This window comes from Hydrogenophaga bisanensis (genome assembly GCF_042665135.1).
Lineage (GTDB): Bacteria > Pseudomonadota > Gammaproteobacteria > Burkholderiales > Burkholderiaceae_C > Hydrogenophaga > Hydrogenophaga bisanensis.
In genome coordinates, this window is sequence record NZ_JBHTBX010000003.1 from 249,368 (window position 1) to 272,640 (window position 23,273).

Genomic DNA, 23,273 nt, shown 5'->3' on the forward strand with positions numbered 1-23,273 from the left:
ATCAGCTTTCCGAAATCCGCAATCCGGTCTTCTTCAGGATGGCGGTGGAATAGAGAATGTCGTGGGCCCGGCAGGCCTGGCCCAGCACGTCGGCCACTTGTCTGGCCTGCACCTCGACTTCGTCACGGGAACGCCCGTGCAGCATGGCAAACAGGTTGAAGCGCCACACCGGCAGATGGCGCGGTCGGCGGTAGCAGTGGCTGACAAAGGGCATGCGACCGACCGCCTCGCCCAAGGCATCGACCCGCTCGTCGTCCACGTCCCAGACGCTCATGCCATTGGCCGTGAAGCCCATCCGATAGTGATTGGGCACCGCCCCGATGCGCCGGATCAGGCCTCGGTCAAGCATGGACTGCAGGCGCTCACGCACCAGATCGCCACTGATGCCCAGCGAGGCTCCGATGGCCTCGTAAGGCCGGGGCACCAGCGGAAGGCCGGCCTGCGTGGCGCCGATCAGGCGGCGATCCAGATCATCCATGGCTGACATGAGCATCCTCCAGCAGAGGCAGGCGCAGTTCCACAAAGAACTCGCGTTCCTTGGGGAACTCGAAGACGCGCAGCCCGGTGGCCGCCTCCATGCGCCGGACCACGTCGGCCACCTCGTCGGCGCGGGCGACCGCGATGACGAACCACATGTTCAGCGGCTCAGAGCCCTCTCCGGCCACACCATAAGCCGACTCGCGGCGGTAGTTGTGGGCCACCTCGGGCATGCCACTGAGCACCTCGGCGACCTCATTGAACCGCTCTTCGGGCACGGCCATGGCCGCCAGCACAAAGCGGCCGCCGGCGCGTTCGATCTGGAACAGGGGACCAAAGCGTGTCAGATCGCCGTGCGAAAGCAGTCGCTGCAAACGGTCGATCAGCATGTCCTCGCCGCAGCCCAGCTGAAGGGCCATGTCGGCAAATGGTCGGTCGGTGAGGGGGAATCCGCCGTGCAAGGCGGCGATCAGCCGACGGTCATCCTGCGACAGCATGGGACACCTCCTGCGCATGGTGGTCACGAAACCGACGACCGCCCGTCTGCTTGTAGCGGATGGTTGAAAACAGCACCTGGCGGTCATGACCCACGAGACCGGCTGCGTCGGTGACGCGTTCGATCACCGACCGCACCGCGTCACGGTTCGTCCCGTGCACCATCGCATACAGGTTGAACGGCCAGCCCGGCGCCCTCGTCCGGCGGTAGGCCAGGGTCACCCCGGGTTGTGCCGCCAGGATCTGGCCATGGGCATCCACCCGGTCATCAGGCACGTCATAGACCGTCATGGCGTTCGCGGCGAAGCCCAGTTCATGGTGGCGGACCACCACCCCGAATCGCTTGAGCCGGCCGTTGCGCAGCCAATCACCCACGGTGCGGATGACGTCGGTCTCGGTCATGCCCAGCCGGCGGGACCAGGCCGCAAACGGCCTGGGCACCAGTGGCAGGCCCTCCTCGATCAGCGAGGCCAGGGGCAGATCCTGTCCCTGAAGTGGCTCCGTCGCGGCAGGATGCGACACCCGCATGGGTCGGCGGGACACCGCGTGACGCAGGTCAAAACCCAGATCAATGCGATAGGGTCGCACCATGTGCAGCCGCCATGCCGGCAGGCCGGTGCGCTGCTCCAGCTGCTGCATGCTGGCCTCCACCTGCTGACGATCGGGGCCGGTCATGACGAACCACAGGTTGACACGGTGTTCGCGTGCATAGTTGTGATTGACACCCGGACAGGCTGACACGATGGCGGCCACTTCCTCCAGGCGATGGTCGGGCACTGCCATCGCTCCCAGCACCGCCGCGCCACCGGCACCGTGCGAGAACACGCCACCGATGCGACTGAGGGACCCATCGGCCAGCGCACCGGCGTACCCCGCCAGCACGTCCTCTTCGCACACGCGCAGCGCCACGGCAATCGACGCAAACGGTTGGGCCTTCAGGGGAAAGTCGTGCTGCCAGTCATTGAGCAGCCGCAACTTCAGGTGGGGGTGGATGTCCATGGCTCAGAAGCCCATGCGCGCGGCGCGCGACGTGAAGAAGATACCGCTGGGCGCCGGCACGTCCAGCCGTGCCAGGGTCGCCATGCTGCGGGTATCGATGACACTGACGCGGTTGTCGTCCCGGCTGCTGATCCATACCGCCTCACCGCGGGGTGTGAATTCCATGTGCAGCACGGCCTTGCCGGGCTCCAGGGTCCGGATGACCGCCTGGTTGCGGGTGTCAACGACCTGTACCCGGTGATAGTCGGGGACCGAGAAGTTCACCCAGACCTGGCCACCGTCGGGCCGTGCCATCACGAACACGGGTTGGCCGGCCACCGGAATCCGTGCGACCTCGGCCCAGCTCTCGGTGTCGACCACCAGCACCTCGTGCCGCCCGATGGCGGGTAGGTAGGCATGCCGTCCAGCCACCGCCCACCCGCGCAGGTGCGGCATCTTGTAGACCGGCAACGGCTGCTGGCCCTTGCCGTAGCCACCCAGGATGCGGCGGACCGTCGGCTGGTCGGCCCAGAGGTCGATCATGGCCAGACCGTCCTCGCCGAACAGGCCGGCAATGTAATGTCGACCGTTGGGTGTGACCAGCGCATCGTAGGGCTGACGGCCGATGCCTTCGAACTTCTGCGTCACCGGATGCCTTGGGTCCGAACAGTCGGTCACCCAGATGGCGTCCGCATCGAACAGGCTGTAGGCAAAGCGGCGTCCGGGGAGATCGACCAACCCCACGACGCGGGAGAGCTTTCCCGGCGCATAGGCGGCGGGAACGTCGGCCAGCAGTTCGAGCGTGCGCGCATCGAACACCTTGATGCCCCCGGGTGTGTAGTTCTGCGCCGCCACCAGGGTGCCGTCGGCACTGATCGCCCCGCCAATGGAATTGCCGGCCTGCATCACCCGGTGGGTGATGCGCTGCTCCAGCAGGTTCACGCGGGTGAGCGCACCATCACGTCCAAAGACGAAGGCGAAAAGGCCGTCGCGGGAATAGACGACCGACGCGTGCGAGAGATCGCCCAGTCCCTTGACCTCTCCGAGCAGGGCACGGGTGGAGGTGTCGACGATGTAGAGGGTGCCGTTGGCCCGGCCAATGACCGTCCCCAGATCGCCGGTGCCGCGCAGGGGCGCCGAGGCACAGCCCGCCAGACCACCCAGCGCGGCAAGGGATGACAGGCTGGCTGCGGTCGCCAGCCATTCTCGGCGCTTCATTTCGGATCTCCGGACGGGAACTCTTGAGGAAAGCCCTGCTGAAGGCGCAACGCGATCCAGCGGGCTTCTTCCTCGCTGAGCATCGCCTTCCAGGGCGGCATGGGGGTGCCTGGTCGGCCGTGGAAGATCACGGCGACGAGGCTGTCGAGCGGAAAATCGGCCATGGCCTCCCGCGTGAGCGCAGGGCCAAGGCCACCGGTCAGGCGCATGCCGTGGCAAGAGCCGCAGTCCTGCCGCACCATGCGCACCAGCTCGCGCGAACGCAAGGCATCGGGTGCGGACTGCGCGAGAGCCAGCACAGGCCCCAGCAAGAGCGCAGACAGGACAGCAGAGAAGCGGAGCACGGCATGCCTCCCGGATCAGGACTTGAGGATCACCGCGATGGCGTCCTTGAGGTCCTGGTCGGCGATCTTGTCCGGCCCATTGGGCGACATGGGGATGGGCTCAAACACACCCGATCCACCCTTGCGCACCTTGTCGAAGAGTTGCGCGGAGGCGTCCTTGCCCTTGTACTTGGCCGCGATGTCCTTGAACGACGGCCCGACCAACTTCTTGTCCTTGGCATGGCAAGCCATGCACCCGGACTTGGTCAGAGCCGCTTCACCGTCGGCGAAGGCAGCGCCGGAGCCGAATGCCAAGAACGACGCCAGCAACAGCAGATTCATTTTTTTCATCTGAAACTCCAGAAGTTACGTAGCGGAGACGAAGTGCCTCAAACCCAGGGTGCGGTGGAACCGGCTTTGCCGGGCCACTCGCACCGTCCCCCCTCGAAACGCCGCAGGCGCGCCACGGAGGGGGGAAGCCGTGTCAGCGGCGCAGGGGGGAGACTCAATAAACGTCGTGCTGGGTGTTGTGCACGTTGAAGTGGCCCGTCGGCGTGATCAGGCGCGGATCCTTGATCACGGCCTTGAGCTTGAGGGTCTTGTCATCGACCACCACCAGCGCGCTCTCCTTGTTCTTGGCGCTCCACACCGCGAACCAGACCTCGTCGCCAGCCTTGTTGTATTCAGGCTGCACCACGCGCTTGGCACCGTCGTCCTTGAGGCCCGCCCACTCGGCGATCGGCAGCACGGTGTAGCCCTTCTCGAGGTTGTTGATGTCGTACACCGCGACCGACTGGGAGATCTTCGGATCCGGGTTGAGCGGGGTGTCCGAGTACAGGTGCTTGCTCTTCGGATGGCTCTTGATGAACAGCGCACCGCCACCCTGGCCGGTCAGTGTCTGCACCACCTTCCAGGCGTTCTTGGGGTGCTTGACCGGATCGGTGCCGATGAGCGCGATGGTCTCGTCACCCAGGTGGCCGGTGGACCAGACCGGTCCGTACTTCGGATGGTTGAAGTTGGCGCCGCGGCCCGGGTGCGGGATCTTGCCCACGTCGATCAGCTTGGTCAGCTTGCCTTCCTTCAGATCCACCGCCGCGATCTTGTTGCTGTTGTTGGCCGCCACCATGAAGTAGCGCTTGGACGAGTCCAGGCCGCCGTCGTGCAGGAAGCGTGCGGTGCCGATGGTGGTGACCTTCAATGCATCGATGTTGGAGTAGTCCACCAGCAGGGTCTGGCCGGTTTCCTTGACGTTGACCACGAACTCGGGCTTGAAGTGGCTGCCCACGATGGAGGCCACGCGCGGCTCGGGGTGGTACTCCTGCTTGTCCACGGTGTTGCCGCGGGTCGAGACGATCTTCAGCGGCTCCAGCGTGTCGCCGTTCATGATGACGAACTGCGGCGGCCAGTAGGTGCCGGCGATCGCGTACTTGTCTTCAAAGCCCTTGTACTTGCTGGTCTCGACCGAGCGGGCCTCCAGGCCGGTGCGGATCTCGGCCACGTTGTCGGGCTTCTCCATCCACAGGTCGATCATGTTGATCTTGGCGTCGCGGCCGATCACGAACAGGTAGCGCCCCGAGGCCGACAGACGCGAGATGTGCACCGCGTAGCCGGTCTTGACGATGTTGATGATCTGCTTGGTGTCACCGTCGATCAGGGCCACCTCGCCCGTGTCGCGCAGCGTCGTCGAGAAGATGTTGCTGATGTTGTAGTTGTTCATCTTCTTCTTCGGCCGCTTCTCCGGTGGCACGATGACCTTCCAGGTGGCCTTCATGTCATCCAGGCTGTATTCCGGCGGCGTGGGGGCATCGTGCTGGATGTAGCGCGCCATGATGTCCACTTCCTTCTCGGTCATCTCGCCGCTGGTCTGCCAGTTGGGCATGCCGGCCGGAGATCCGTAGGCGATGAAGACCTTGAGGTAGTCGGTGCCCTTGCCCACCGTGATGTCCGGCGTCAGCGGCTTGCCGGTGGCGCCCTTGCGCAGCACGCCGTGGCAGCCGGCGCAGCGCTCGAAGTAGATCTTGCGGGCCACGTCGAACTCGGCCTGCGTCATCGGCGGTGCCTTGGGATTGGTCGCCTGATACATCGGCTCGTTGGCCAACGGCGATCCGCCCGCCTGATAGTTCGCCTCAGGGGCACTGATCTTCTTGTCTGCCGTCTGTGCAAAGGCACCGGTGCCCACCAGGGCAGCCATGGCCAGCGTGGTCAGGCGGATGATCGTTCGGGATTTCATGGGTTCTCTCTCCGTCGTGGATCAGCTTTGGAGGTGGCCGTCCCTGATTGGTCCGTGGCCCCGTTCGCCCGGCCGCTGTCCAGGACGCTTGGCGAACGGGCACATCGTCTTCCTCGCCCATGACCCTGTCCTTGAACCAGTTCAAGGACGATGGTGCGTTGCAAAAGAACAATGGTCCCCACCACGAGGAACCGGAGAAGACCATGAGCCTGATCGAATGCCGTGACCTGCTGGCCCCTGCCGGCGGGATGGATGAATCCCCTGGCATGCGGTCGGGCTGCGTCACCCTGGTGGGCGCCGGCCCGGGTGATCCGGAACTGCTCACCGTCAAGGCTGCCCGCGCCCTGGGCGCTGCACGCCTGGTGCTGTACGACCACCTGGTCAGCCCCGCCGTCCTTGACCTGCTGCCCCCGGACGCCGAACGCATCTATGTGGGCAAGGAGTCCTCCCGCCATACGCTGCCGCAGGCTTCCATCATTGAACTGATGGTGCGGCTGGCCCGCAGCGGCCGGGCTCTGGTGCGACTCAAGGGAGGCGATGGCTACATCTTCGGGCGTGGCGGCGAAGAAGCGCAGGCGCTGGCCGAGGCCGGCATTCCGTTTCAGGTGATTCCCGGACTGACCGCCGCCCAGGGGGCATCCGCCTCGACCGGCATCCCGCTGACCCACCGCGACCATGCCTGCGCCCTCGTGCTGGCCACGGGCCACCTGCGCGACGGCCAGGGTCTGGACATGGACTGGGCGATGCTGGCCCGGCCCCGGCAGACCATCGTCCTGTACATGGGCGTCAACAACCTGCCTGAAATCTGCCGCCAGCTGATGGCGCATGGCCTGGCGGGGCAGACGCCCGCCGCGCTGGTCGAGAAGGCCACGCTGCCCCAGGAGCGCTGCATCACCGGCACGCTGGCGGAGCTGCCCGCACTCGCACTGCGCCACCAGGTGAGGCCACCAGCCCTCATCATGATCGGTGGCGTCGTGACCTTGCGCAGCCAGCTTCACCCGGCCAGCATCACCGAACCAGCGCCGGCACAGGCCATCCATGCCGTCGCCTGATATCTGAAAGAACGGGATCCGGCAGGCCGGATCACACGGGGTTTGGTACGCTTTGACGCATGGCGACCACACTGACCCTCATTTCCTCCATGGCCACCAAGGCCCTGCTGGCCGACCTGACGGCCCAGTTCAGCCGGCAGCACCCGGACATCACCGTCCAGGTCGAGTCGGTGGGCGGTGTCGACGCCGCCAGACGCGTGCAGTCCGGCGAACGTTTTGACGTCGTGGCCCTGGCCTCCAACGCGATCGAACAGTTGCTGGGCGAAGGCCACTTGGTGCCGGGCAGCCGGGTCGACATGGTCCGCTCGGGCGTGGCCATGGCCGTCAAGGCCGGTGTCCCGCACCCGGATGTCGGCAGCGAAGAAACCCTGAAGCAGGCCGTGCTGGCGGCACCCACCCTCGGCTACTCCACCGGCCCCAGTGGCGTGCAGCTGGCCCGTCTGTTCGAGCGCTGGGGCATTGCCGACCAGATCCGTGACCGCATCGTGACCGCCCCGCCCGGGGTGCCCGTGGGGTCGCTGGTGGCCAAGGGCGAAGTCGCACTGGGCTTCCAGCAGCTGAGCGAACTCATGAACCTGCCGGGCATCGATGTGCTGGGTGGCTTGCCCGAAGCCATCCAGATCGTCACCACCTTCTCGGCGGCGCGCGGTGCGCACAGTGCGTCACCAGCGGTTGCGGACGCGCTGCTGGCTTTTCTGTCATCCCCCGCCACCATGGCGATCAAGCGCCAACACGGCATGGACCCTGCCTGAGCAGGTCTCAGGCGGCACGAATGTTGCTGCACGGGGGAAACATCCATGCCCCATGAAGCCCGGTCTGCGCTTTCTCATTGCCGCCAAACGTTGCGAGATCACCGAACTTGACCAGCTGGCGCGCACCAGCGCCCTGGTCGAGTCGGTGGCCAGGCTCATCCACGAACTGCAGCGCGAGCGAGGTCTTTCCAACCTTTACCTGGCCTCATGCGGGCGGCGCTGGGCCGACGAGCGCAGCAGCCAGATCGGCAGAAGCGACGCGGCGCAAGCCGGGGTATTGGCCTGTTTCGACGATCTGGACACCGAGGACGGCGCCCTGCGGCTGGGCGCGCGGCTGCACGCCCGCATCGCTTACGCCCTGCAGGGACTGGACGCCCTGGTCACCTTGCGCCAACGGATCGACGCCCAGGCCACCAGCCCGGCGCAGGCATCGGCCGATCTCGCGCGGCTGATCAGCGCCCTGCTCGCGGTCGTCTTCGAAGCCGCCGACAGTGCCACCGAGCCACTCATTTCCCGACGCCTGGTGGCCCTGTTCAACTTCATGCAGGGCAAGGAGTTCGCCGGCCAGGAACGGGCCACCGGATCGGCCATGTACGCCGCAGGCGAGCCCGACATTCAGGGGCAGCAACGACTGCTGCACCTGATCGACTCGCAAGAGCGCTGTCTGCAGACCTTCGGCGAGTTTGCCAGCCCGGCGATGTGGGCGCGCTGGCTGTCGGCACCGCAAGCCGAGGACTTGGTCCGCCTGGAGCGCATGCGGCGGATCGTCAGCACCACGCCGCCCGGGCAACCCTTGTGCGGCGCCAACAGCCAGGACTGGTTTGATGCCTGCACGTCTCGCATCGACACGATGAGGCGCATTGAAGAGGCGCTGGTGGCCGAGCTGCTGGGACTTTGCCGGGAGCGGACCGCCTGTGCCAGGCTCGAACTGGAGCAGCTGCAGGCTGCCACCCCCAGCGCAGGACCCGATGCCGACTTCTTCTCCCGGCCGACACCGACCGACCTGGCCGCATCGGACAAGGCGGACAGTGAACACGCCTATGGTCACCAGCTGGGCCGATCGATGCTGGACCTGGTGCAGGATCAGGCCCGACGGCTTCAGGCGATGGAGGACGAACTAGAAACCGTGCGCTCCAGTCTTCATGAGCGCAAGCTGATCGAGCGGGCCAAGGGGCTGCTGATGGCACACCGCCAGCTCAGCGAGGAGGCGGCCCACAAGACGATGCGCCAGATGGCCATGAGCCAGAACCGTCGCCTGGTGGAGGTGGCCGAGGCGGTGCTGGCCATGGCCGACGTGCTCCCCTCGCCGCGGTAAACGCGGGAGTCCAAAGCGCGTGCTGCAGCGCACCAAAAGCAGCACTCAAGAACGGCTGCCCGGCCCATTCGCACCAGCTTGGGGCGAACGTGCCCCCGCGATGGGCCGCCAAGGCCTTCAGGTGACCTGAATCGCGGCTGGCACGATAAGTGCTGAGCATGTGGCAAGGGCGACCTGCCAACGGCGGCAGATCTCCCCGACATCTTTCCTGACACGGACAACGGCGTCCATTTCCAGCTGCCACGCGCAGCCGCGGAAATGGACGCCGTTGCGCTTTCAGGACCCGTTTCTTCTCTGCCCCACAGGAGCCTGCCATGACCGCTGTCACCCCCGCAAGCGATTCCACCCGCAACGAGGCACATGACAAAACCGCCAGCGGCACCAGCCGCCGCGCATTCATCCGACACGGCGCAATGGCCGCCACCTACTTCTCCACCCTGGGCCACAGCGGCGTCTGGGCCGCCGGCTCTGACGCGCCGGAGAGGACCGAGGTCAAGATCGGTTTCATCCCGCTGACCGACTGCGCCAGCGTGGTGATGGCCAGCGTGCTGGGCTTCGACAAGAAATACGGCGTGACCATCGTGCCGACCAAGGAGGCGAGCTGGGCCGGCGTGCGCGACAAGCTGGTCAACGGCGAGCTGGACCTGGCCCATGTGCTGTACGGTCTGGTCTACGGCGTTCACATGGGGACCGCCGGCCCGAAGAAAGACATGGCGGTGCTGATGAGCCTGAACAACAACGGCCAGGCCATCACCCTGAGCAAGGCGCTGGCCGACAAGGGCGCGGTGGACGGCCCCTCGCTGGCCAGGTTCATGGCCGCGAACAAGCGCGAATACAGCTTCGCCGGCACCTTCCCCACCGGCACGCACGCCATGTGGATGCACTACTGGCTGGCGGCGGCCGGCATCAACCCGCTCTCGGGCGCCAAGCTGATCACCGTGCCGCCGCCGCAGATGGTGGCCAACATGCGCGTGGGCAACATGGACGGCTTCTGCGTCGGCGAACCCTGGAACCACCGCGCCATCATGGACGGCATCGGGGTGACGGCCAACACCACCCAGGACCTCTGGAAAGACCACCCGGAGAAGGTGCTGGGCACGACCGCCGACTTCGTCAAGAAATACCCCAACACCACGCGCGCCGTGATGATGGCCGTGCTCGAAGCCAGCCGCTGGATCGACGCCGGCCTGCAGAACAAGCTGAAGATGGCCGAGACGGTGGCGCAGAAGGCCTACATCAACACCGGTGTCGATGCCATCAACCAGCGCATCCTGGGCCGCTACCAGAACGGCCTGGGCAGGACCTGGGACGACCCGAACCACATGAAGTTCTTCAACGACGGCAAGGTCAACTTCCCCTACCTCTCGGACGGCATGTGGTTCCTCACGCAGCACAAGCGCTGGGGCCTGATCAAGAGCCACCCCGACTACCTGGGCATCGCCAAGCAGATCAACCAGATCGAGCTGTACAAGTCGGTCGCTGGCGCCATGGGCATCAGCGTGCCCAAGGACCCGATGCGCAGCAGCAAGCTGATGGACGGCGTGGTCTGGGACGGCAAGGACCCCGCCAGGTACGCGGATTCATTCGCCATCAAGGCCTGAGCCTTCACCAGGAGAACCAACATGGTTGCCGCTGTCTTTCATTCCCCGCTGGAGGCGCCCGCCGCCGGCCCCGACCTGCCGCCTGTCGCCAAAGCCATGACCGCATCCACGCCGACCGCGACCGCCGCACCGGCCGCCAAGAAGCCAACGCGAGACTTCCGCAGCTTCTGGCTGACGGTGGTGCCCCCGGTGCTGGGCTTGGCCCTGCTGGTCCTCATCTGGCACCTGATCGCTTCATCCTCAGGCAGTGGCATCCCCAAGCCGGCCGAAACCTGGGCACAGGCGGTGCAGGTGTTTTCCGACCCGTTCTACCGCAACGGCCCCAACGACCAGGGCGTAGGCTGGAACGTGCTGGCCTCGTTGCAGCGCGTGGCCATCGGCTTCGGTCTGGCCGCGCTGGTGGGCATTCCGGCCGGCTTTGCCATCGGTCGCTCGGTGTTCCTCAGCCGCATGTTCAACCCGCTCATCAGCCTGCTGCGCCCGGTCTCGCCGCTGGCCTGGCTGCCCATCGGCCTGCTGGTGTTCAAGGGCGCCAACCCGGCCGCCATCTGGACCATCTTCATCTGCTCGATCTGGCCCATGGTCATCAACACCGCGGTGGGCGTGCAGCGCGTGCCGCAGGACTACATGAACGTGGCCCGCGTGCTCAACCTGAGTGAATGGAAGATCTTCACCAGGATCCTCTTCCCCGCCGTGCTGCCCTACCTGCTGACCGGCGTTCGCCTGGCCGTCGGCACCGCCTGGCTGGTGATCGTGGCGGCCGAGATGCTGACCGGCGGCGTGGGCATCGGCTTCTGGGTGTGGGACGAGTGGAACAACCTCAACGTCTCTTCCATCATCATCGCCATCTTCGTGATCGGCATCGTCGGCCTGCTGCTGGAGTTTGCGCTCATCAAGCTGGCTTCCCTGTTTACCTTTGAAGAGGTGAAGGCATGAACACGAAGTACATCGACATCCAGGGCGTGGAACAGACCTTCAAGACCAAGAAGGGCAACTTCCCGGCGCTGCGCGACATCCACCTCACGGTGGCCAAAGGCGAGTTTGTCGCCCTGATCGGCCACTCGGGCTGCGGCAAGTCCACGCTGCTGAACCTGATCGCCGGCCTGACCACCCCCACCAGCGGTGTGCTTCTGTGTGCCGATCGGGAGATCGCGGGCCCCGGTCCCGAGCGCGCGGTGGTGTTCCAGAACCACTCGCTGCTGCCCTGGCTGACCTGCTTCGAGAACATCTACCTGGCGGTCGAGCGCGTGTTCGGCGCGACCGAAAGCAAGGCCCAGCTCAAGCAGCGCACCAACGACGCGTTGGCCCTGGTCGGCCTGACGGCCGCCGCGCAGAAGCGCCCCGGCGAAGTCTCGGGCGGCATGAAGCAGCGCGTGGGCATCGCCCGCGCCCTGTCGATGGAGCCCAAGGTGCTGCTGATGGACGAGCCCTTCGGCGCGCTGGACGCGCTGACCCGCGCCAAGCTGCAGGACGAGCTGCTGGAGATCGTCGCCCAGACGCAGGCCACCGTGGTCATGGTGACGCACGACGTGGACGAGGCGGTGCTGCTGTCCGACAAGATCGTGATGATGACCAACGGGCCGGCCGCCACCATCGGCGAAGTGCTCAGCGTCGAACTGCCTCGCCCGCGCCACCGGGTGGCCCTGGCCGACGACCCGCAGTACCAGCAGTACCGCAAGGCGGTTATCGATTTTCTCTACACGCGCCAGGCGCACGTCGAGAAAGCAGCCTGAGGAGCACACCATGGACATGCGCGTCAATCCCAAGGCGAAACTGAAGCTGGTGATGGTCGGCAACGGCATGGCCGGTGTGCGCACGCTCGAAGAGCTGCTGAAGATCGCACCCGACCTGTACGACATCACCGTCTTCGGTGCCGAGCCACACCCCAACTACAACCGCATCCTGCTCTCGCCCGTGCTGGCGGGTGAGCAGACCATCGATCAGATCATCCTCAACGACTGGTCCTGGTACACCGACCACGGCATCACGCTGCACGCCGGCCACAAGGTGACCGAGGTGGACCGCGTCAAGCGCATCGTGCACTCGGTGGGCCCCAACGGCGAGGCGGTCTCGGCCGAGTACGACCGCCTGATCATGGCGACCGGCTCCAACCCCTTCATCCTGCCCATCCCGGGCAAGGACCTCAACGGCGTGTTGGCCTACCGCGACATCGCCGACACGCAGGCCATGATCGACGCCGCCGCGACCTACCAGCACGCGGTCGTGATCGGCGGCGGCCTGCTCGGCCTGGAAGCGGCCAACGGCCTGATGAAGCGCGGCATGAGGGTGAGCGTGGTGCATGTCGCGCCCTGGCTGATGGAGCGCCAGCTGGACGACGTGGCCGGCAAGCTGCTGCAGCAGTCGCTGGAAGAGCGCGGCATGCGGTTCCTGATGGGGGCGAACACGCAGGAACTGATCGGCGGTGAGGACGGTCGCGTCAAGGCCGTCAAGTTCAAGGACGGCAGCGAAGTGCCGGCCGATCTGGTGGTGATGGCGGTCGGTATCCGTCCCAACACGGCGCTGGCCGAGAAGATGCGCCTGCACGTCAACCGCGGCATCGTGGTGAGCGACACCCTGCAGACTGTGACCGACGCGCGCATCTACGCGGTGGGCGAATGCGCGGCGCACCGCGGCATCGCCTACGGCCTGGTGGCGCCGCTGTTCGAGCAGGGCAAGGTGCTGGCCACCCATCTGGCCGAATTCGGTATCGGCCGCTACACCGGCTCGCTGACGTCGACCAAGCTCAAGGTCACCGGCATCGACCTGTTCTCCGCCGGTGACTTCATGGGCGGCGAAGGCACGGAAGAAATCGTGATGAGCGACCCCTTCGGCGGCGTCTACAAGAAGCTGGTGATCAAGGACGACCAGCTGGTGGGCGCCTGCCTGTACGGCGACACGGTGGATGGCGGCTGGTACTTCAAGCTGCTGCGCGAGGGCCGCAAGGTGCACGACATCCGCGACAAGCTGATGTTCGGGGAATCGAACATCGGCGACGCGGGCCACGCGGGGCAGAACAAGGCCGCTGCCATGGCCGACAGCGACGAGGTCTGCGGCTGCAACGGCGTGACCAAGGGCACCATCTGCAAGGCCATCAAGGACAAGGGCCTGTTCACGCTGGATGAGGTGAAGAAGCACACCAAGGCCAGCGCCAGCTGCGGCTCCTGCACCGGCCTGGTCGAACAGATCCTGATGGCCACGGTGGGGGCGGGCTACTCGGCCACACCGAAAAAGAAGGCCATCTGCGGCTGCACCGAGCACAGCCACCAGGACGTGCGCGATGCGATCCGCAACGACAAGCTGCTGACCATCGCCGACACCTTCAAGGCCCTGGGCTGGAAGACGCCCAACGGCTGCGCCACCTGCCGCCCGGCCATCAACTACTACCTCATCAGCACCTGGCCCAAACAGGCCAAGGACGACCCGCAGAGCCGCTACATCAACGAACGTTCGCACGCCAACATCCAGAAGGACGGCACCTACTCCGTCATCCCGCGCATGTGGGGCGGCGAGACCACAGCCGACGAGTTGCGACGCATCGCCGACGCGGTGGACAAGTACCAGATCCCGACCGTCAAGGTCACCGGCGGCCAGCGCATCGATCTGCTGGGCGTGAAGAAGGAAGACCTGGTCAATGTCTGGAAAGACATCGGCATGCCCAGCGGCCACGCCTACGCCAAGGCCCTGCGCACGGTGAAAACCTGCGTGGGCAGCGAGTGGTGCCGCATGGGCACGCAGGACAGCACCCAGATGGGCAAGTCCCTGGAGCGCGCCCACTGGCGCATGTACGCGCCGCACAAGGTCAAGTACGCCGTCTCCGGCTGCCCGCGCAACTGCGCCGAAGCCGGCATCAAGGACGTGGGCATCATCGGCGTGGACAGCGGCTGGGAGATGTACATCGCCGGCAACGGCGGCATCAAGACGGAGGTGGCGCACTTCCTGGTCAAGCTCAAGACGGCCGAAGAGGTGATGGAGTACACCGGGGCCTTCATGCAGCTCTACCGACTGGAGGGCTGGTACCTCGAACGCACCGTGCACTTCGTCAACCGTGTGGGCCTGGACTACATAAGGAAGCGCATCCTGGAAGACGCCGAGGGCCGCAAGGCCTTGAACGAAGAACTGCTGTTCGCGCTGGACGGCGAGCCCGACCCCTGGTTCGAGTTCGACAAGGCCGCCGTGGATACGCGGCAGTTCATCCCCATCAAGGCCATCGCCGCCACCACCGAGAGGAGCGCCGTATGAACGCCGCCGCCTGGATCCCCATCTGCCGCGTTGAAGAGATACCCGTGCTGGGTTCACGCCGCGTGGCGCGCGAGCGAGGCCTGGACGTCGCCATCTTTCGCAACGACCAGGACGAGGTGTTCGCGTTGCTCGACCGCTGCCCGCACAAGGGCGGTCCGCTGAGCCAGGGCATCGTCTTCGGCACACACGTGGCCTGCCCGCTGCACAACTGGACCATCGGCCTGTGCGACGGCCAGGCCTCGGCACCTGACGAGGGTTGCACGCCCAGGTTCAGCGTGAAGGTGGAGCACGGTCAGGTGTTCCTGGACGCGAACCAGCTCGCATCCCACGCGACCACCGAAGAGCGTCCGATCGCCGGCCCCAGGAACCGTGGCCCCCACGCTCCGCCGCTGCGCGGGTCGCTGCCCCCCGAGGGGGCTGATCCGGCTTGGGGCGGCCCGGCGCCGGATCGTCACTCATCGAAGGCCTGAGCACATGTCACAAACCCGCTCCACCTGCCCGTACTGTGGTGTGGGCTGCGGCGTCATCATCGAGAGCGAGGGCGGCCAGATCATCGGTGTGCGCGGCGACCCTCAGCATCCCGCCAACTTCGGCAAGCTCTGCACCAAGGGCAGCACGCTGCACCTGACGGCCACGCCCGCCATCACGCGCCAGACGCGCCTGCTACAGCCCATGCAGCGGCTGCGGCGCGGCCATGCGCCGGTGGCACTGGGCTGGGACGCCGCGCTGGACCGTGTGGCCGGCGAGTTCGGCCGCATCGTGCGCGAGCACGGCCCCGACGCGGTGGGTTTCTACATCAGCGGCCAGCTGCTGACCGAGGACTATTACGTCTTCAACAAGCTGGCCAAGGGCCTGCTGGGCACCAACAACGTCGACACCAACTCCCGCCTGTGCATGAGCAGCGCCGTGGCGGGCTACAAGCTCACGCTGGGCGCCGACGCGCCGCCCGCCTGCTACGACGACGTGAACCACGCGCAGTGTCTGTTCATCGTCGGCAGCAACGCGGCCTACGCGCACCCCATCCTGTTCCGCCGCATCGAGGCCGCGAAGCAGAAGAACCCGGCGATGAAGATCATGGTGGCCGACCCGCGCCGCACCGACACCGCCGAACTGGCCGACCTCTACCTGCCGCTGCTGCCGGGCACCGACGTGATGCTGTTCCACGGCCTGCTGCACGTCATGCTGTGGGAAGGCTGGACGGATGCCACCTACATCGCCGAGCACACGTATGGCTTCGACGAACTGAAGTCGCTGGTGCGCGAAGCCACGCCCGATGTGGTGGCGCAGACCTGCGGCATCCCCAAGGAAGACCTGTTCAAGGCAGCCCAGTGGTTCGCGCAGTCGCCCGCCACGCTCAGCCTGTACTGCCAGGGCCTGAACCAGAGCAGCAGCGGCACCGCCAAGAACGCGACCCTGATCAACCTGCACCTGGCCACCGGCCAGATCGGCAAGCCCGGCGCCGGCCCCTTCAGCCTGACCGGCCAGCCCAACGCCATGGGCGGGCGCGAGGTCGGTGGCCTCGCCAACCTGCTGAGCGCCCACCGCGACCTGGCCAACCCCGCGCACCGCGCCGAGGTGGCCGCGCTCTGGGGCGTGGCCGATGTGCCATCGAAACCCGGCAAGACCGCGGTCGAGATGTTCCAGGCTGCGGCCGACGGCGAGATCAAGGCGCTGTGGATTGCGTGCACCAACCCGGCGCAGTCCATGCCCGACCAGGCCACCGTGCGTCGCGCCATGCAGCGCGCCGAGTTCGTGGTGGTGCAGGAAGCGTTCGCGACCGCCGCCACCTGCGACTTCGCCGACATCCTGCTGCCCGCCACCACCTGGGGCGAGAAGGAAGGCACCGTCACCAACAGCGAGCGCCGCATCAGCCGCGTGTTGCCGGCCGTGCCTGCGGCCGGTGAGGCCCGGCACGACTGGCGCATCGCGGTCGATGTGGCGCGGCGACTGGAAGCGCAGCTGCGCCCCGGTCAGCCCTCGCTCTTCCCCTACGAGACCACCGAAGCCATCTGGAACGAACACCGCGAATCCACCCGCGGCCGCGACCTCGACATCACCGGTCTGAGCTACGCCATGCTGGAGACCGAGGGCCCGCAGTTCTGGCCCCTGCGCCAGGGCGACAGGACCGGCAAACCCCGCCTGTACGAAGACGGCGTCTTCCCCACCGCCGACGGCAAAGCGAAATTCGCCGCCTTGCCCTACCAGTCAACCGCCGAGCCGAGCGAATCGCATTTCCCGTTCTCGCTGACCACCGGTCGCCTGCGCGATCACTGGCACGGCATGACACGCACCGGCACCCTCGGCCGCCTGTTCGGCCACGTGGCCGAACCCTGCGTGCAACTGAACCCGCGGGACATGGAGCGCCGTGGCCTGAAGGACGGCGAGCTGGTCCATGTGACGAGCAAGCGCGGCGCCATCGTGCTCCCGGCGCAGGCCTCGCACACGATCCAGCCCACGCAGGCCTTCATCGCCATGCACTGGGGGCCGGAGTACCTGAGCGGCCGCAGCAGCCAGGGCGAGCCGCTGGCCGGCGTCAACGCCCTCACCACCTCGGCCTATTGCCCCACGTCCAAGCAGCCAGAACTCAAACACGCAGCGGTCAAGATCCTCAAGGCAGAACTGCCGTGGACCTTGTTGGGTGTGGCCTGGTTACCCGAAGCCACGGCGCTGTCCGCCCTGACTGAGCTTCGGCAGCTGATGCCCTCCTTCGACTTCGCGTCCTGCGTACCCTTTGGACGTGAGCGCACTGGCGTGCTGTTCCGGGCCGCCGCTCACGAGCCCCCGCCACCCACACTGATCGAGCGCATCGAGTCACTGCTGGGCCTGACCACGGATGAGACGCTGCGCTATGCCGACAAGCGCCGTCAGCAACGTCGCAGCGCCCGCCTGCAACGGACGGGTGACGACGTCACGCTGGAGGCATTCCTCTTGTCCGGCGACACCCGGGCAGAGTCCTGGATCAAAACCCTGCTGCAGGATGGACAGCCCGCCGGTCGCTACGGCCGCCTGCTGCTGAGGCCCGGCGCCGAAGCGCCGGTGACAGTGGTCGCCAGGAGTGCCCAGGTCTGCGCCTGCTTCAATGTTGGTGAAGAGGCCATCCGAAACACCGTCGCCCGCTGCGCAGGGACCGAGAACGAACGACTGGCCTCCCTGCAGGACCAGCTCAAATGCGGCACCAACTGCGGCTCATGTCTTCCAGAGTTGCGCCGACTGATCAGGGCGGAGTACCAGCAGAACGATTCACTGGCAGGACCGGCAGAACCCCATGCCATCGCGGTTTGATTTATTACCCAAAGTCATCAAACAACACGCACAATTGACGGCCATGGGTATCAGCCAATACATCAAGGAAATCGGTCGCGGCAAGGAAGGTGCGCGATCGCTCACGCGCGATCAGGCCGCCGATCTGATGGGGCAGTTGCTGGACGGCCATGTCTCTGATCTGGAAACCGGCGCCTTCTGCCTGGCCATGCGCATCAAGGGAGAAACGCCCGAAGAGATGGCCGGATTTCTGGACGCCACCCATGCGCGTCTGCACCGGGTCGAGGACGCCGGAGTGCCCGTGGTGGTCCTTCCCAGCTACAACGGTGCCCGCAAGCTACCCGTACTCACGCCGCTGCTGGCCCTGTTGCTGGCGCGCGAAGACGTGCCGGTGCTCGTACACGGCACGGCCACCGATGACCGGCGGGTCACCAGCGCCACTGTGTTTGCTGCGCTGGGGCACGAACCTGCCGATCGCGTGGAAGCCATCGCACCGGGCCAGTGCCGGTTCATCCCCACCGAGGTGCTGCACCCGGGGCTCAAGCGCCTGCTCGATGTGCGCCGTGTGGTGGGTCTGCGCAACCCCGCCCACAGCCTGGTCAAACTGATGAACCCTTGCCAGGGGCCTGCCCTGGTCGTGGGCAGCTACACCCATCCGGAGTACGCCGTCTCCATGGCGGACACCTTTGCCCTGACAGGTACCCACGCGCTGTTGCTGCGAGGCACCGAGGGCGAACCCGTCGCCGACGCGCGCCGAACGCCGCAGATGGAGGCGTTCCGGCAAGGACAGCGCGTCCTCTTGCAGCCAGCGCAGGAAGGCGCCCTGACCTCCTTGCCAGACCTGCCACGCGACATCGATGCCACCACCACCGCCACCTACATCCGTGCGGTTCTCGATGGCCAGCAGCCCGTTCCCCATCCCATGGCACAACAGGTGGCACACATCCTGCGTGAGGTCGGACACCATGCACACGCCCACTGAATTCCACCCCGGATCCGTCACGCTGGTCGGGGCCGGTCCTGGCGACCCCGAACTGCTGACCATCAAGGCCGCCCGGGCCATTGCCGCCGCCACTGTGCTGCTGGTGGACGATCTGGTCGGCGACGGCGTGCTGGCCCATGCCAGCCCTGGCACCCGCATCGTGCATGTCGGCAAGCGGGGCGGCTGCAAGAGCACGCCCCAGGCCTTCATCGAGAAGCTGATGATCATGGCTGCCCGGGAGGGCGAGGTGGTGGTGCGCCTCAAGGGTGGCGACCCCTTCATCTTCGGTCGCGGCGGAGAGGAAGTGGAACACCTGCGGGCAGAGGGCATCGCGGTGCAGGTCATCAACGGCATCACCGCAGGCCTGGCCGGACTCACCTCACTGGGCGCCCCCCTGACCCACCGTGACCATGCCCATGGCGTCGTCTTCATCACCGGCCACGCCAAGCCCGGGGACGCCGGTCCGGACTGGCGGCAGCTGGCCGCCACCGCACGCGACGCCAGACTCACGCTGGTCATCTACATGGGCGTCTCCAGTGCCAGCCAGATCCAGTCGGAACTGCTCAGCGGACTGCCGGCGAGCACGCCGCTGGCCATCATCCAGCATGCCAGTCTTCCCCAGCAACGCCACGCCACCAGCACCTTGGGCCAGCTGACCGACACGCTGGCGCGCGAAGGCCTGGGCAGCCCCTCGGTGATCGTGATCGGTGACGTGGTCCGCGGCGTCGCCGCCCTGGGACAGGCGGGCGAGCAGGTGCTGCACCAGGCAGCCTGAACCGCGAACACGCTCGCATCCCGCCTAAACTGCGGGCATGCAAAGCTTTGATGTGGTGGTGATCGGCGCTGGTGCGGCCGGTCTTTTCTGTGCGGGTGTGGCCGGCCAGCGCGGCCTGAAGGTGCTGGTGCTCGACCACAGCCCCAAGGTGGCCGAGAAGGTGCGCATTTCCGGCGGTGGTCGCGCCAACTTCACCAACCGCGACATCGACGTGCGCCAGCCCCACAAGCATTTCGTCGGTCAGAACCCGCAGTTCTGCCGCTCGGCGCTCTCGCGTTACACCCCGGCCGACTTCATCGCACTGATGGAGAAGCACCACATTCCCTTTCACGAAAAGCACAAGGGCCAGCTGTTCTGCGACCGGTCGGCCGGTGACCTGATCGACATGCTGCTGACCGAATGCGAGGCCGGGGGCGTGACGCGCCGGCAACCCTGCGGTGTCAAGGACATTCGATGCACCGCTGAAGGGGTCTACGAACTCGACACCGACCAGGGGCAAGTACAGGCGCGCAAGGTGGTGATTGCCACCGGCGGCCTGTCCATCCCCGCCATCGGTGCCACCGACTTCGGCTTCCGGGTCGCGAAGCAGTTCGGTCTGCGCACCGTTGACCCACGCCCAGGGCTGGTGCCACTGACCTTTGATGGTGCGGGCTGGGCTCCCTATGCTGGCCTGGCAGGCCTGGCGCTGCCGGTGATCATTGAGACTGGCTTGAAAAAGGATCGAATCTCCTTCCATGAAGATCTGCTCTTCACCCACCGCGGCCTGTCCGGCCCGGCGGTGCTGCAGATCTCCAGCTACTGGCAACCCGGCACCCCCATCCGCATCAATCTGGCACCCGAGGTGGACCTGCCCGCCGTGCTGGCAGACGCCAAGCAACGCTCACGCAAGCTGCTGGCCAACGAGCTGGCCCAATGGGTGCCGTCCCGCCTGGCCGATGCCTGGACGGCACAGGAACCCGATTGGCAACGTCCGGTGGCCGAGTGCAGCGACAAGGCACTGGCCCGCCTGGCCGAGCGGCTGAGCAGGTGGGAACTGGTGCCCACCGGCACCGAGGGTTACAAGAAGGCCGAGGTGACCCTGGGCGGCGTGGACACCCGTGACCTGTCGCAGCAGACCATGGAATCGAAGCAACCGGGCCTGTACTTCATCGGCGAAGTGGTCGACATCACCGGCTGGCTGGGCGGCTACAACTTCCAGTGGGCCTGGGCCAGCGCCCACGCCTGTGGCACAAGCCTGTAAGCCCCCACGCTCCACCGCTGCGCGGGTCGCTGCCCCCAAAGGGGGCTGATTCGCCTTGGGGCGGCCCTGCGGCGAATCGCGCCTGTAGCAAAAACCCGCGAAAACGTTATAATCCGTGGTTTGCTGGCAATACCCCGTCGGCCAATACTAGTTCGAGACGGGGAAAACCGCAGTTAAGAGGGCCGGGCCCGATCTTCCCGTTCCTCCTCTGTCTGCACATCATGGAAACCATTAGCTAATGACCACCATCCGAGTTAAAGACAACGAGCCGTTTGACGTTGCCCTGCGCCGCTTCAAGCGCACCATCGAAAAGCTGGGCCTGCTGACCGACCTGCGCGCCCGCGAGTTCTACGAGAAGCCGACCGCCGAGCGCAAGCGCAAGAAGGCCGCCGCCGTCAAGCGCCACTACAAGCGCGTGCGCTCCATGCAGCTGCCCAAGAAGCTGTACTGAGCCTCGCCACCGGTCCACACCGGTCCAGCAAAAGCCCGCTTGAGGACGCTCCAGCGGGCTTTGTCGTTTCTGTCCCTGAAATCTTTCCGGAGTCCCTCATGAGCCTGAAGCTGCAAATCACCGAAGAAATGAAAACCGCCATGCGTGCCAAGGACATGGAGCGCCTGGGCACCATCCGCCTGCTGACGGCGGCCATCAAGCAGAAGGAAGTCGACGAGCGCATCGAGCTCGATGATGCTGCCGTCATTGCGGTGATCGACAAGATGGTCAAGCAGCGCAAGGACTCGATCACCGCCTTCGAGCAGGGCGACCGTCCGGACCTGGCCGCCAAGGAACACGCCGAGATGGCGGTGCTGGCCGCCTACCTGCCGGCACGGCTGTCCGCCGACGAAATCGCTGCCGAGGTCAAGGCCATCGTGCTGGAGATCGGTGCCACCGGCCCCGGCGACATGGGCAAGGTCATGGGTGCGGTTAAGGCGCGCCTGGCCGGCAAGGCCGACATGGCACAGGTGTCGGCCGCCGTGAAGGCCGCCCTCAACCCCTGACGTCACGCTGGCTGACAAAGGGTTGACAGCCCGAGTCCACCATAGGGAAAACCTTGGGCAATGCCCCTCGGGGTACGTCCTAGACTTCCGGCACCTTCGGAGGTCTTTCTCATGCGTTTTCTGCGTCCTCGCCAGTGGGTGGCCGGTCTGGTGGCCGCCACGGCCCTGTTGTCTTCCCATGGCTTCGCCCAGACGGCCAGTCAACCCGTCAAGATCGGGGTGATCGGCCCGTTCACAGGCCCCTCGTCCGATTTCGGCCAACCCATGCTCCACGGCATCCAGCTGGCCGTGGACGAGATCAACGCCGTCGGCGGCTATCTGGGGCGCCCGTTGTCCCTGGTGGTCAAGGATGACCAGGGCAACCCGGACCAGGGCCTCAAGGGCGCCCAGGAACTGATGCAGGAAGGCGTCATCGCCACCATCGGCTTCTGCAACACCGGGGTGGCCATGAAGGCGCTGGACGTCTTCCAGAATGCCAAGTCTCCGCTGATCGTGCCTTGCGCCACCGGCACCCCGATCACGGCCAAGTACCCGCCCGCAGAGAGCTTCATCTTCCGCACGTCGGCGCGCGACGCCATCCAGGCGCCCTTTGTGGTGGACGACTTGGTCAAGCGCGGCTGGACCAAGGTGGCCATCTTTGCCGACTCGACCGGTTACGGTGAAGCCGGACTCAAGGACGTCGAGGCCGCCTTGGCCGCCAGGAAGCTCAAACCGGTGCACGTCGCCCGCTTCGATCTGGGCGTCAAGGACCTGACCGAGCCGCTGAAGGCCGCCCGGGAAGCCGGCGCCAACGTGATCTTCAGCTACACCGTCGGCCCGGAAAACGCCGCCATCGCCATGGGCCGACGCGATCTCAAGTGGGACGTGCCGCAGGTCGGCGCCTGGCCACTGTCCTTCCCCTTCTTCATCAAGGGAGCCGGCCCGGCGGCCGAAGGCGCGCTCATGGCCCAGACCTTCATCGCCGAGCCGAGCAATGAGAGGCGATCGTCCTTTCTGACGGCCTACTCACGCAAGTACAACCAGAAGATTGCCGTGCCAATGGCTGCCGCCCAGGCCTACGACACGACCTACCTGCTGACCTACGCCCTGTTCGGCATCCGCGACGGCAAATTCACCGGACCGGCGGTCAAGGGAGCGCTGGAGAACATCTCGCGGGTGCACTACGGCGTGGTGGCCACCTACGAGCGCCCCTTCACCGCCGAAGACAAGGATGCGGTCACCGCCAACATGCTGGTCATGGGCAAGGTCCGCAACGGAGCGATCACTTTCGCCTACCCCGAAGACGCCAAGCGCAACCTGATCGTGCAGCGAAAGAAGTAAGCCGCACCCAGTCGCCTTA

Annotated in this window: 21 protein-coding genes and 1 pseudogene; 15 read left to right on the top strand and 7 right to left on the bottom strand. The window is 66.1% G+C overall.

Features of this window, described 5'->3' with window-relative positions; all coding sequences use genetic code 11:
- Window position 1: 1 nt before the first annotated feature.
- The 7 genes from ahbB (ACFQNJ_RS06510) to ACFQNJ_RS06540 all read right to left on the bottom strand — a co-directional run bounded on the left by ahbB (ACFQNJ_RS06510) (window position 2) and on the right by ACFQNJ_RS06540 (window position 5,721).
- Window positions 2–487 (bottom strand): siroheme decarboxylase subunit beta, encoded by a 486-nt coding sequence (gene ahbB, locus ACFQNJ_RS06510; protein WP_382255134.1) that lies wholly within the window; start codon window positions 485–487, stop codon window positions 2–4.
- Window positions 471–974 (bottom strand): Lrp/AsnC family transcriptional regulator, encoded by a 504-nt coding sequence (locus ACFQNJ_RS06515; RefSeq protein ID WP_374641555.1) that lies wholly within the window; start codon window positions 972–974, stop codon window positions 471–473. The genes ahbB (ACFQNJ_RS06510) and ACFQNJ_RS06515 overlap by 17 nt, the downstream gene beginning before the upstream one ends.
- The gene (ahbB, locus tag ACFQNJ_RS06520) at window positions 958–1,971 is read right to left on the bottom strand and encodes a siroheme decarboxylase subunit beta (RefSeq protein WP_382255137.1); all 1,014 of its coding nucleotides are present in this window, start codon (window positions 1,969–1,971) and stop codon (window positions 958–960) included. Before ahbB (ACFQNJ_RS06520) ends, ACFQNJ_RS06515 begins: the two co-directional genes overlap by 17 nt.
- A 3-nt stretch (window positions 1,972–1,974) precedes the next feature.
- The gene (locus tag ACFQNJ_RS06525) at window positions 1,975–3,168 is read right to left on the bottom strand and encodes a cytochrome D1 domain-containing protein (RefSeq protein WP_382255140.1); all 1,194 of its coding nucleotides are present in this window, start codon (window positions 3,166–3,168) and stop codon (window positions 1,975–1,977) included.
- Window positions 3,165–3,512 carry a c-type cytochrome gene (locus ACFQNJ_RS06530; RefSeq protein WP_382255143.1) on the bottom strand — a complete coding sequence of 116 codons (348 nt, stop codon included), beginning with the start codon at window positions 3,510–3,512 and terminating at the stop codon, window positions 3,165–3,167. The genes ACFQNJ_RS06525 and ACFQNJ_RS06530 overlap by 4 nt, the downstream gene beginning before the upstream one ends.
- Window positions 3,513–3,527: 15 nt before the next feature.
- Window positions 3,528–3,842: a c-type cytochrome gene (locus ACFQNJ_RS06535; protein WP_382255146.1), complete on the bottom strand. Its 315-nt coding sequence runs from the start codon at window positions 3,840–3,842 to the stop codon at window positions 3,528–3,530.
- Window positions 3,843–3,996: 154 nt separating this feature from the next.
- Window positions 3,997–5,721 carry a cytochrome D1 domain-containing protein gene (locus tag ACFQNJ_RS06540; protein WP_374641563.1) on the bottom strand — a complete coding sequence of 575 codons (1,725 nt, stop codon included), beginning with the start codon at window positions 5,719–5,721 and terminating at the stop codon, window positions 3,997–3,999.
- Between the two features lie 248 nt (window positions 5,722–5,969).
- Here ACFQNJ_RS06540 and cobA (ACFQNJ_RS06545) point away from each other — a divergent pair, with 248 nt between their 5' ends.
- The 15 genes and pseudogenes from cobA (ACFQNJ_RS06545) to ACFQNJ_RS06615 all read left to right on the top strand — a co-directional run bounded on the left by cobA (ACFQNJ_RS06545) (window position 5,970) and on the right by ACFQNJ_RS06615 (window position 23,254).
- On the top strand, window positions 5,970–6,773 hold the full coding sequence (cobA, locus tag ACFQNJ_RS06545; protein WP_382255394.1) for a uroporphyrinogen-III C-methyltransferase: 804 nt from the start codon (window positions 5,970–5,972) through the stop codon (window positions 6,771–6,773).
- A gap of 59 nt (window positions 6,774–6,832) precedes the next feature.
- Window positions 6,833–7,525 carry a substrate-binding domain-containing protein gene (locus tag ACFQNJ_RS06550; RefSeq protein ID WP_374641565.1) on the top strand — a complete coding sequence of 231 codons (693 nt, stop codon included), beginning with the start codon at window positions 6,833–6,835 and terminating at the stop codon, window positions 7,523–7,525.
- A gap of 52 nt (window positions 7,526–7,577) precedes the next feature.
- Window positions 7,578–8,840 (top strand): nitrate- and nitrite sensing domain-containing protein, encoded by a 1,263-nt coding sequence (locus ACFQNJ_RS06555; protein WP_382255150.1) that lies wholly within the window; start codon window positions 7,578–7,580, stop codon window positions 8,838–8,840.
- Window positions 8,841–9,253: 413 nt separating this feature from the next.
- Window positions 9,254–10,441, top strand: a complete 1,188-nt coding sequence (locus tag ACFQNJ_RS06560; protein ID WP_382255397.1) for a CmpA/NrtA family ABC transporter substrate-binding protein — start codon at window positions 9,254–9,256, stop codon at window positions 10,439–10,441.
- Between the two features lie 21 nt (window positions 10,442–10,462).
- Window positions 10,463–11,377 carry a nitrate ABC transporter permease gene (gene ntrB, locus ACFQNJ_RS06565; protein WP_382255153.1) on the top strand — a complete coding sequence of 305 codons (915 nt, stop codon included), beginning with the start codon at window positions 10,463–10,465 and terminating at the stop codon, window positions 11,375–11,377.
- Window positions 11,374–12,174: an ABC transporter ATP-binding protein gene (locus ACFQNJ_RS06570; protein WP_382255156.1), complete on the top strand. Its 801-nt coding sequence runs from the start codon at window positions 11,374–11,376 to the stop codon at window positions 12,172–12,174. Before ntrB ends, ACFQNJ_RS06570 begins: the two co-directional genes overlap by 4 nt.
- Window positions 12,175–12,184: 10 nt before the next feature.
- Window positions 12,185–14,680 carry a nitrite reductase large subunit NirB gene (nirB, locus tag ACFQNJ_RS06575; protein WP_382255159.1) on the top strand — a complete coding sequence of 832 codons (2,496 nt, stop codon included), beginning with the start codon at window positions 12,185–12,187 and terminating at the stop codon, window positions 14,678–14,680.
- Window positions 14,677–15,051: pseudogene (gene nirD, locus ACFQNJ_RS06580) on the top strand (nitrite reductase small subunit NirD); the annotation flags it as partial. The gene nirB and the pseudogene nirD, both read left to right, overlap by 4 nt.
- A 103-nt stretch (window positions 15,052–15,154) precedes the next feature.
- Complete coding sequence (locus ACFQNJ_RS06585) at window positions 15,155–17,962, top strand: nitrate reductase (protein ID WP_382255162.1); 2,808 nt, start codon at window positions 15,155–15,157, stop codon at window positions 17,960–17,962.
- Window positions 17,963–18,005: 43 nt separating this feature from the next.
- The gene (gene ybiB / locus ACFQNJ_RS06590) at window positions 18,006–18,923 is read left to right on the top strand and encodes a DNA-binding protein YbiB (protein ID WP_382255165.1); all 918 of its coding nucleotides are present in this window, start codon (window positions 18,006–18,008) and stop codon (window positions 18,921–18,923) included.
- Window positions 18,907–19,698: a uroporphyrinogen-III C-methyltransferase gene (cobA, locus tag ACFQNJ_RS06595; RefSeq protein ID WP_382255168.1), complete on the top strand. Its 792-nt coding sequence runs from the start codon at window positions 18,907–18,909 to the stop codon at window positions 19,696–19,698. Before ybiB ends, cobA (ACFQNJ_RS06595) begins: the two co-directional genes overlap by 17 nt.
- 37 nt (window positions 19,699–19,735) lie before the next feature.
- Complete coding sequence (locus tag ACFQNJ_RS06600) at window positions 19,736–20,938, top strand: BaiN/RdsA family NAD(P)/FAD-dependent oxidoreductase (RefSeq protein ID WP_382255171.1); 1,203 nt, start codon at window positions 19,736–19,738, stop codon at window positions 20,936–20,938.
- A gap of 238 nt (window positions 20,939–21,176) precedes the next feature.
- Window positions 21,177–21,389: a 30S ribosomal protein S21 gene (rpsU, locus tag ACFQNJ_RS06605; protein WP_056273869.1), complete on the top strand. Its 213-nt coding sequence runs from the start codon at window positions 21,177–21,179 to the stop codon at window positions 21,387–21,389.
- A 98-nt stretch (window positions 21,390–21,487) separates the two neighbouring features.
- A complete protein-coding gene (locus ACFQNJ_RS06610) occupies window positions 21,488–21,934 on the top strand; it encodes a GatB/YqeY domain-containing protein (protein ID WP_382255174.1) in 447 nt (148 codons plus the stop codon).
- A 111-nt stretch (window positions 21,935–22,045) separates the two neighbouring features.
- On the top strand, window positions 22,046–23,254 hold the full coding sequence (locus ACFQNJ_RS06615) for an ABC transporter substrate-binding protein (RefSeq protein WP_382255177.1): 1,209 nt from the start codon (window positions 22,046–22,048) through the stop codon (window positions 23,252–23,254).
- Window positions 23,255–23,273 lie beyond the last annotated feature (19 nt).

Coding starts and splice junctions, on each gene's coding strand:
- ahbB (WP_382255134.1), bottom strand. CDS start 487: ATGTCAGCCATGGATGATCTGGATCGCCGCCTGATCGGCGCCACGCAG.
- ACFQNJ_RS06515 (WP_374641555.1), bottom strand. CDS start 974: ATGCTGTCGCAGGATGACCGTCGGCTGATCGCCGCCTTGCACGGCGGA.
- ahbB (WP_382255137.1), bottom strand. CDS start 1,971: ATGGACATCCACCCCCACCTGAAGTTGCGGCTGCTCAATGACTGGCAG.
- ACFQNJ_RS06525 (WP_382255140.1), bottom strand. CDS start 3,168: ATGAAGCGCCGAGAATGGCTGGCGACCGCAGCCAGCCTGTCATCCCTT.
- ACFQNJ_RS06535 (WP_382255146.1), bottom strand. CDS start 3,842: ATGAAAAAAATGAATCTGCTGTTGCTGGCGTCGTTCTTGGCATTCGGC.
- ACFQNJ_RS06540 (WP_374641563.1), bottom strand. CDS start 5,721: ATGAAATCCCGAACGATCATCCGCCTGACCACGCTGGCCATGGCTGCC.
- cobA (WP_382255394.1), top strand. CDS start 5,970: ATGGATGAATCCCCTGGCATGCGGTCGGGCTGCGTCACCCTGGTGGGC.
- ACFQNJ_RS06550 (WP_374641565.1), top strand. CDS start 6,833: ATGGCGACCACACTGACCCTCATTTCCTCCATGGCCACCAAGGCCCTG.
- ACFQNJ_RS06555 (WP_382255150.1), top strand. CDS start 7,578: ATGAAGCCCGGTCTGCGCTTTCTCATTGCCGCCAAACGTTGCGAGATC.
- ACFQNJ_RS06560 (WP_382255397.1), top strand. CDS start 9,254: ATGGCCGCCACCTACTTCTCCACCCTGGGCCACAGCGGCGTCTGGGCC.
- ntrB (WP_382255153.1), top strand. CDS start 10,463: ATGGTTGCCGCTGTCTTTCATTCCCCGCTGGAGGCGCCCGCCGCCGGC.
- ACFQNJ_RS06570 (WP_382255156.1), top strand. CDS start 11,374: ATGAACACGAAGTACATCGACATCCAGGGCGTGGAACAGACCTTCAAG.
- nirB (WP_382255159.1), top strand. CDS start 12,185: ATGGACATGCGCGTCAATCCCAAGGCGAAACTGAAGCTGGTGATGGTC.
- ACFQNJ_RS06585 (WP_382255162.1), top strand. CDS start 15,155: ATGTCACAAACCCGCTCCACCTGCCCGTACTGTGGTGTGGGCTGCGGC.
- ybiB (WP_382255165.1), top strand. CDS start 18,006: ATGGGTATCAGCCAATACATCAAGGAAATCGGTCGCGGCAAGGAAGGT.
- cobA (WP_382255168.1), top strand. CDS start 18,907: ATGCACACGCCCACTGAATTCCACCCCGGATCCGTCACGCTGGTCGGG.
- ACFQNJ_RS06600 (WP_382255171.1), top strand. CDS start 19,736: ATGCAAAGCTTTGATGTGGTGGTGATCGGCGCTGGTGCGGCCGGTCTT.
- rpsU (WP_056273869.1), top strand. CDS start 21,177: ATGACCACCATCCGAGTTAAAGACAACGAGCCGTTTGACGTTGCCCTG.
- ACFQNJ_RS06610 (WP_382255174.1), top strand. CDS start 21,488: ATGAGCCTGAAGCTGCAAATCACCGAAGAAATGAAAACCGCCATGCGT.
- ACFQNJ_RS06615 (WP_382255177.1), top strand. CDS start 22,046: ATGCGTTTTCTGCGTCCTCGCCAGTGGGTGGCCGGTCTGGTGGCCGCC.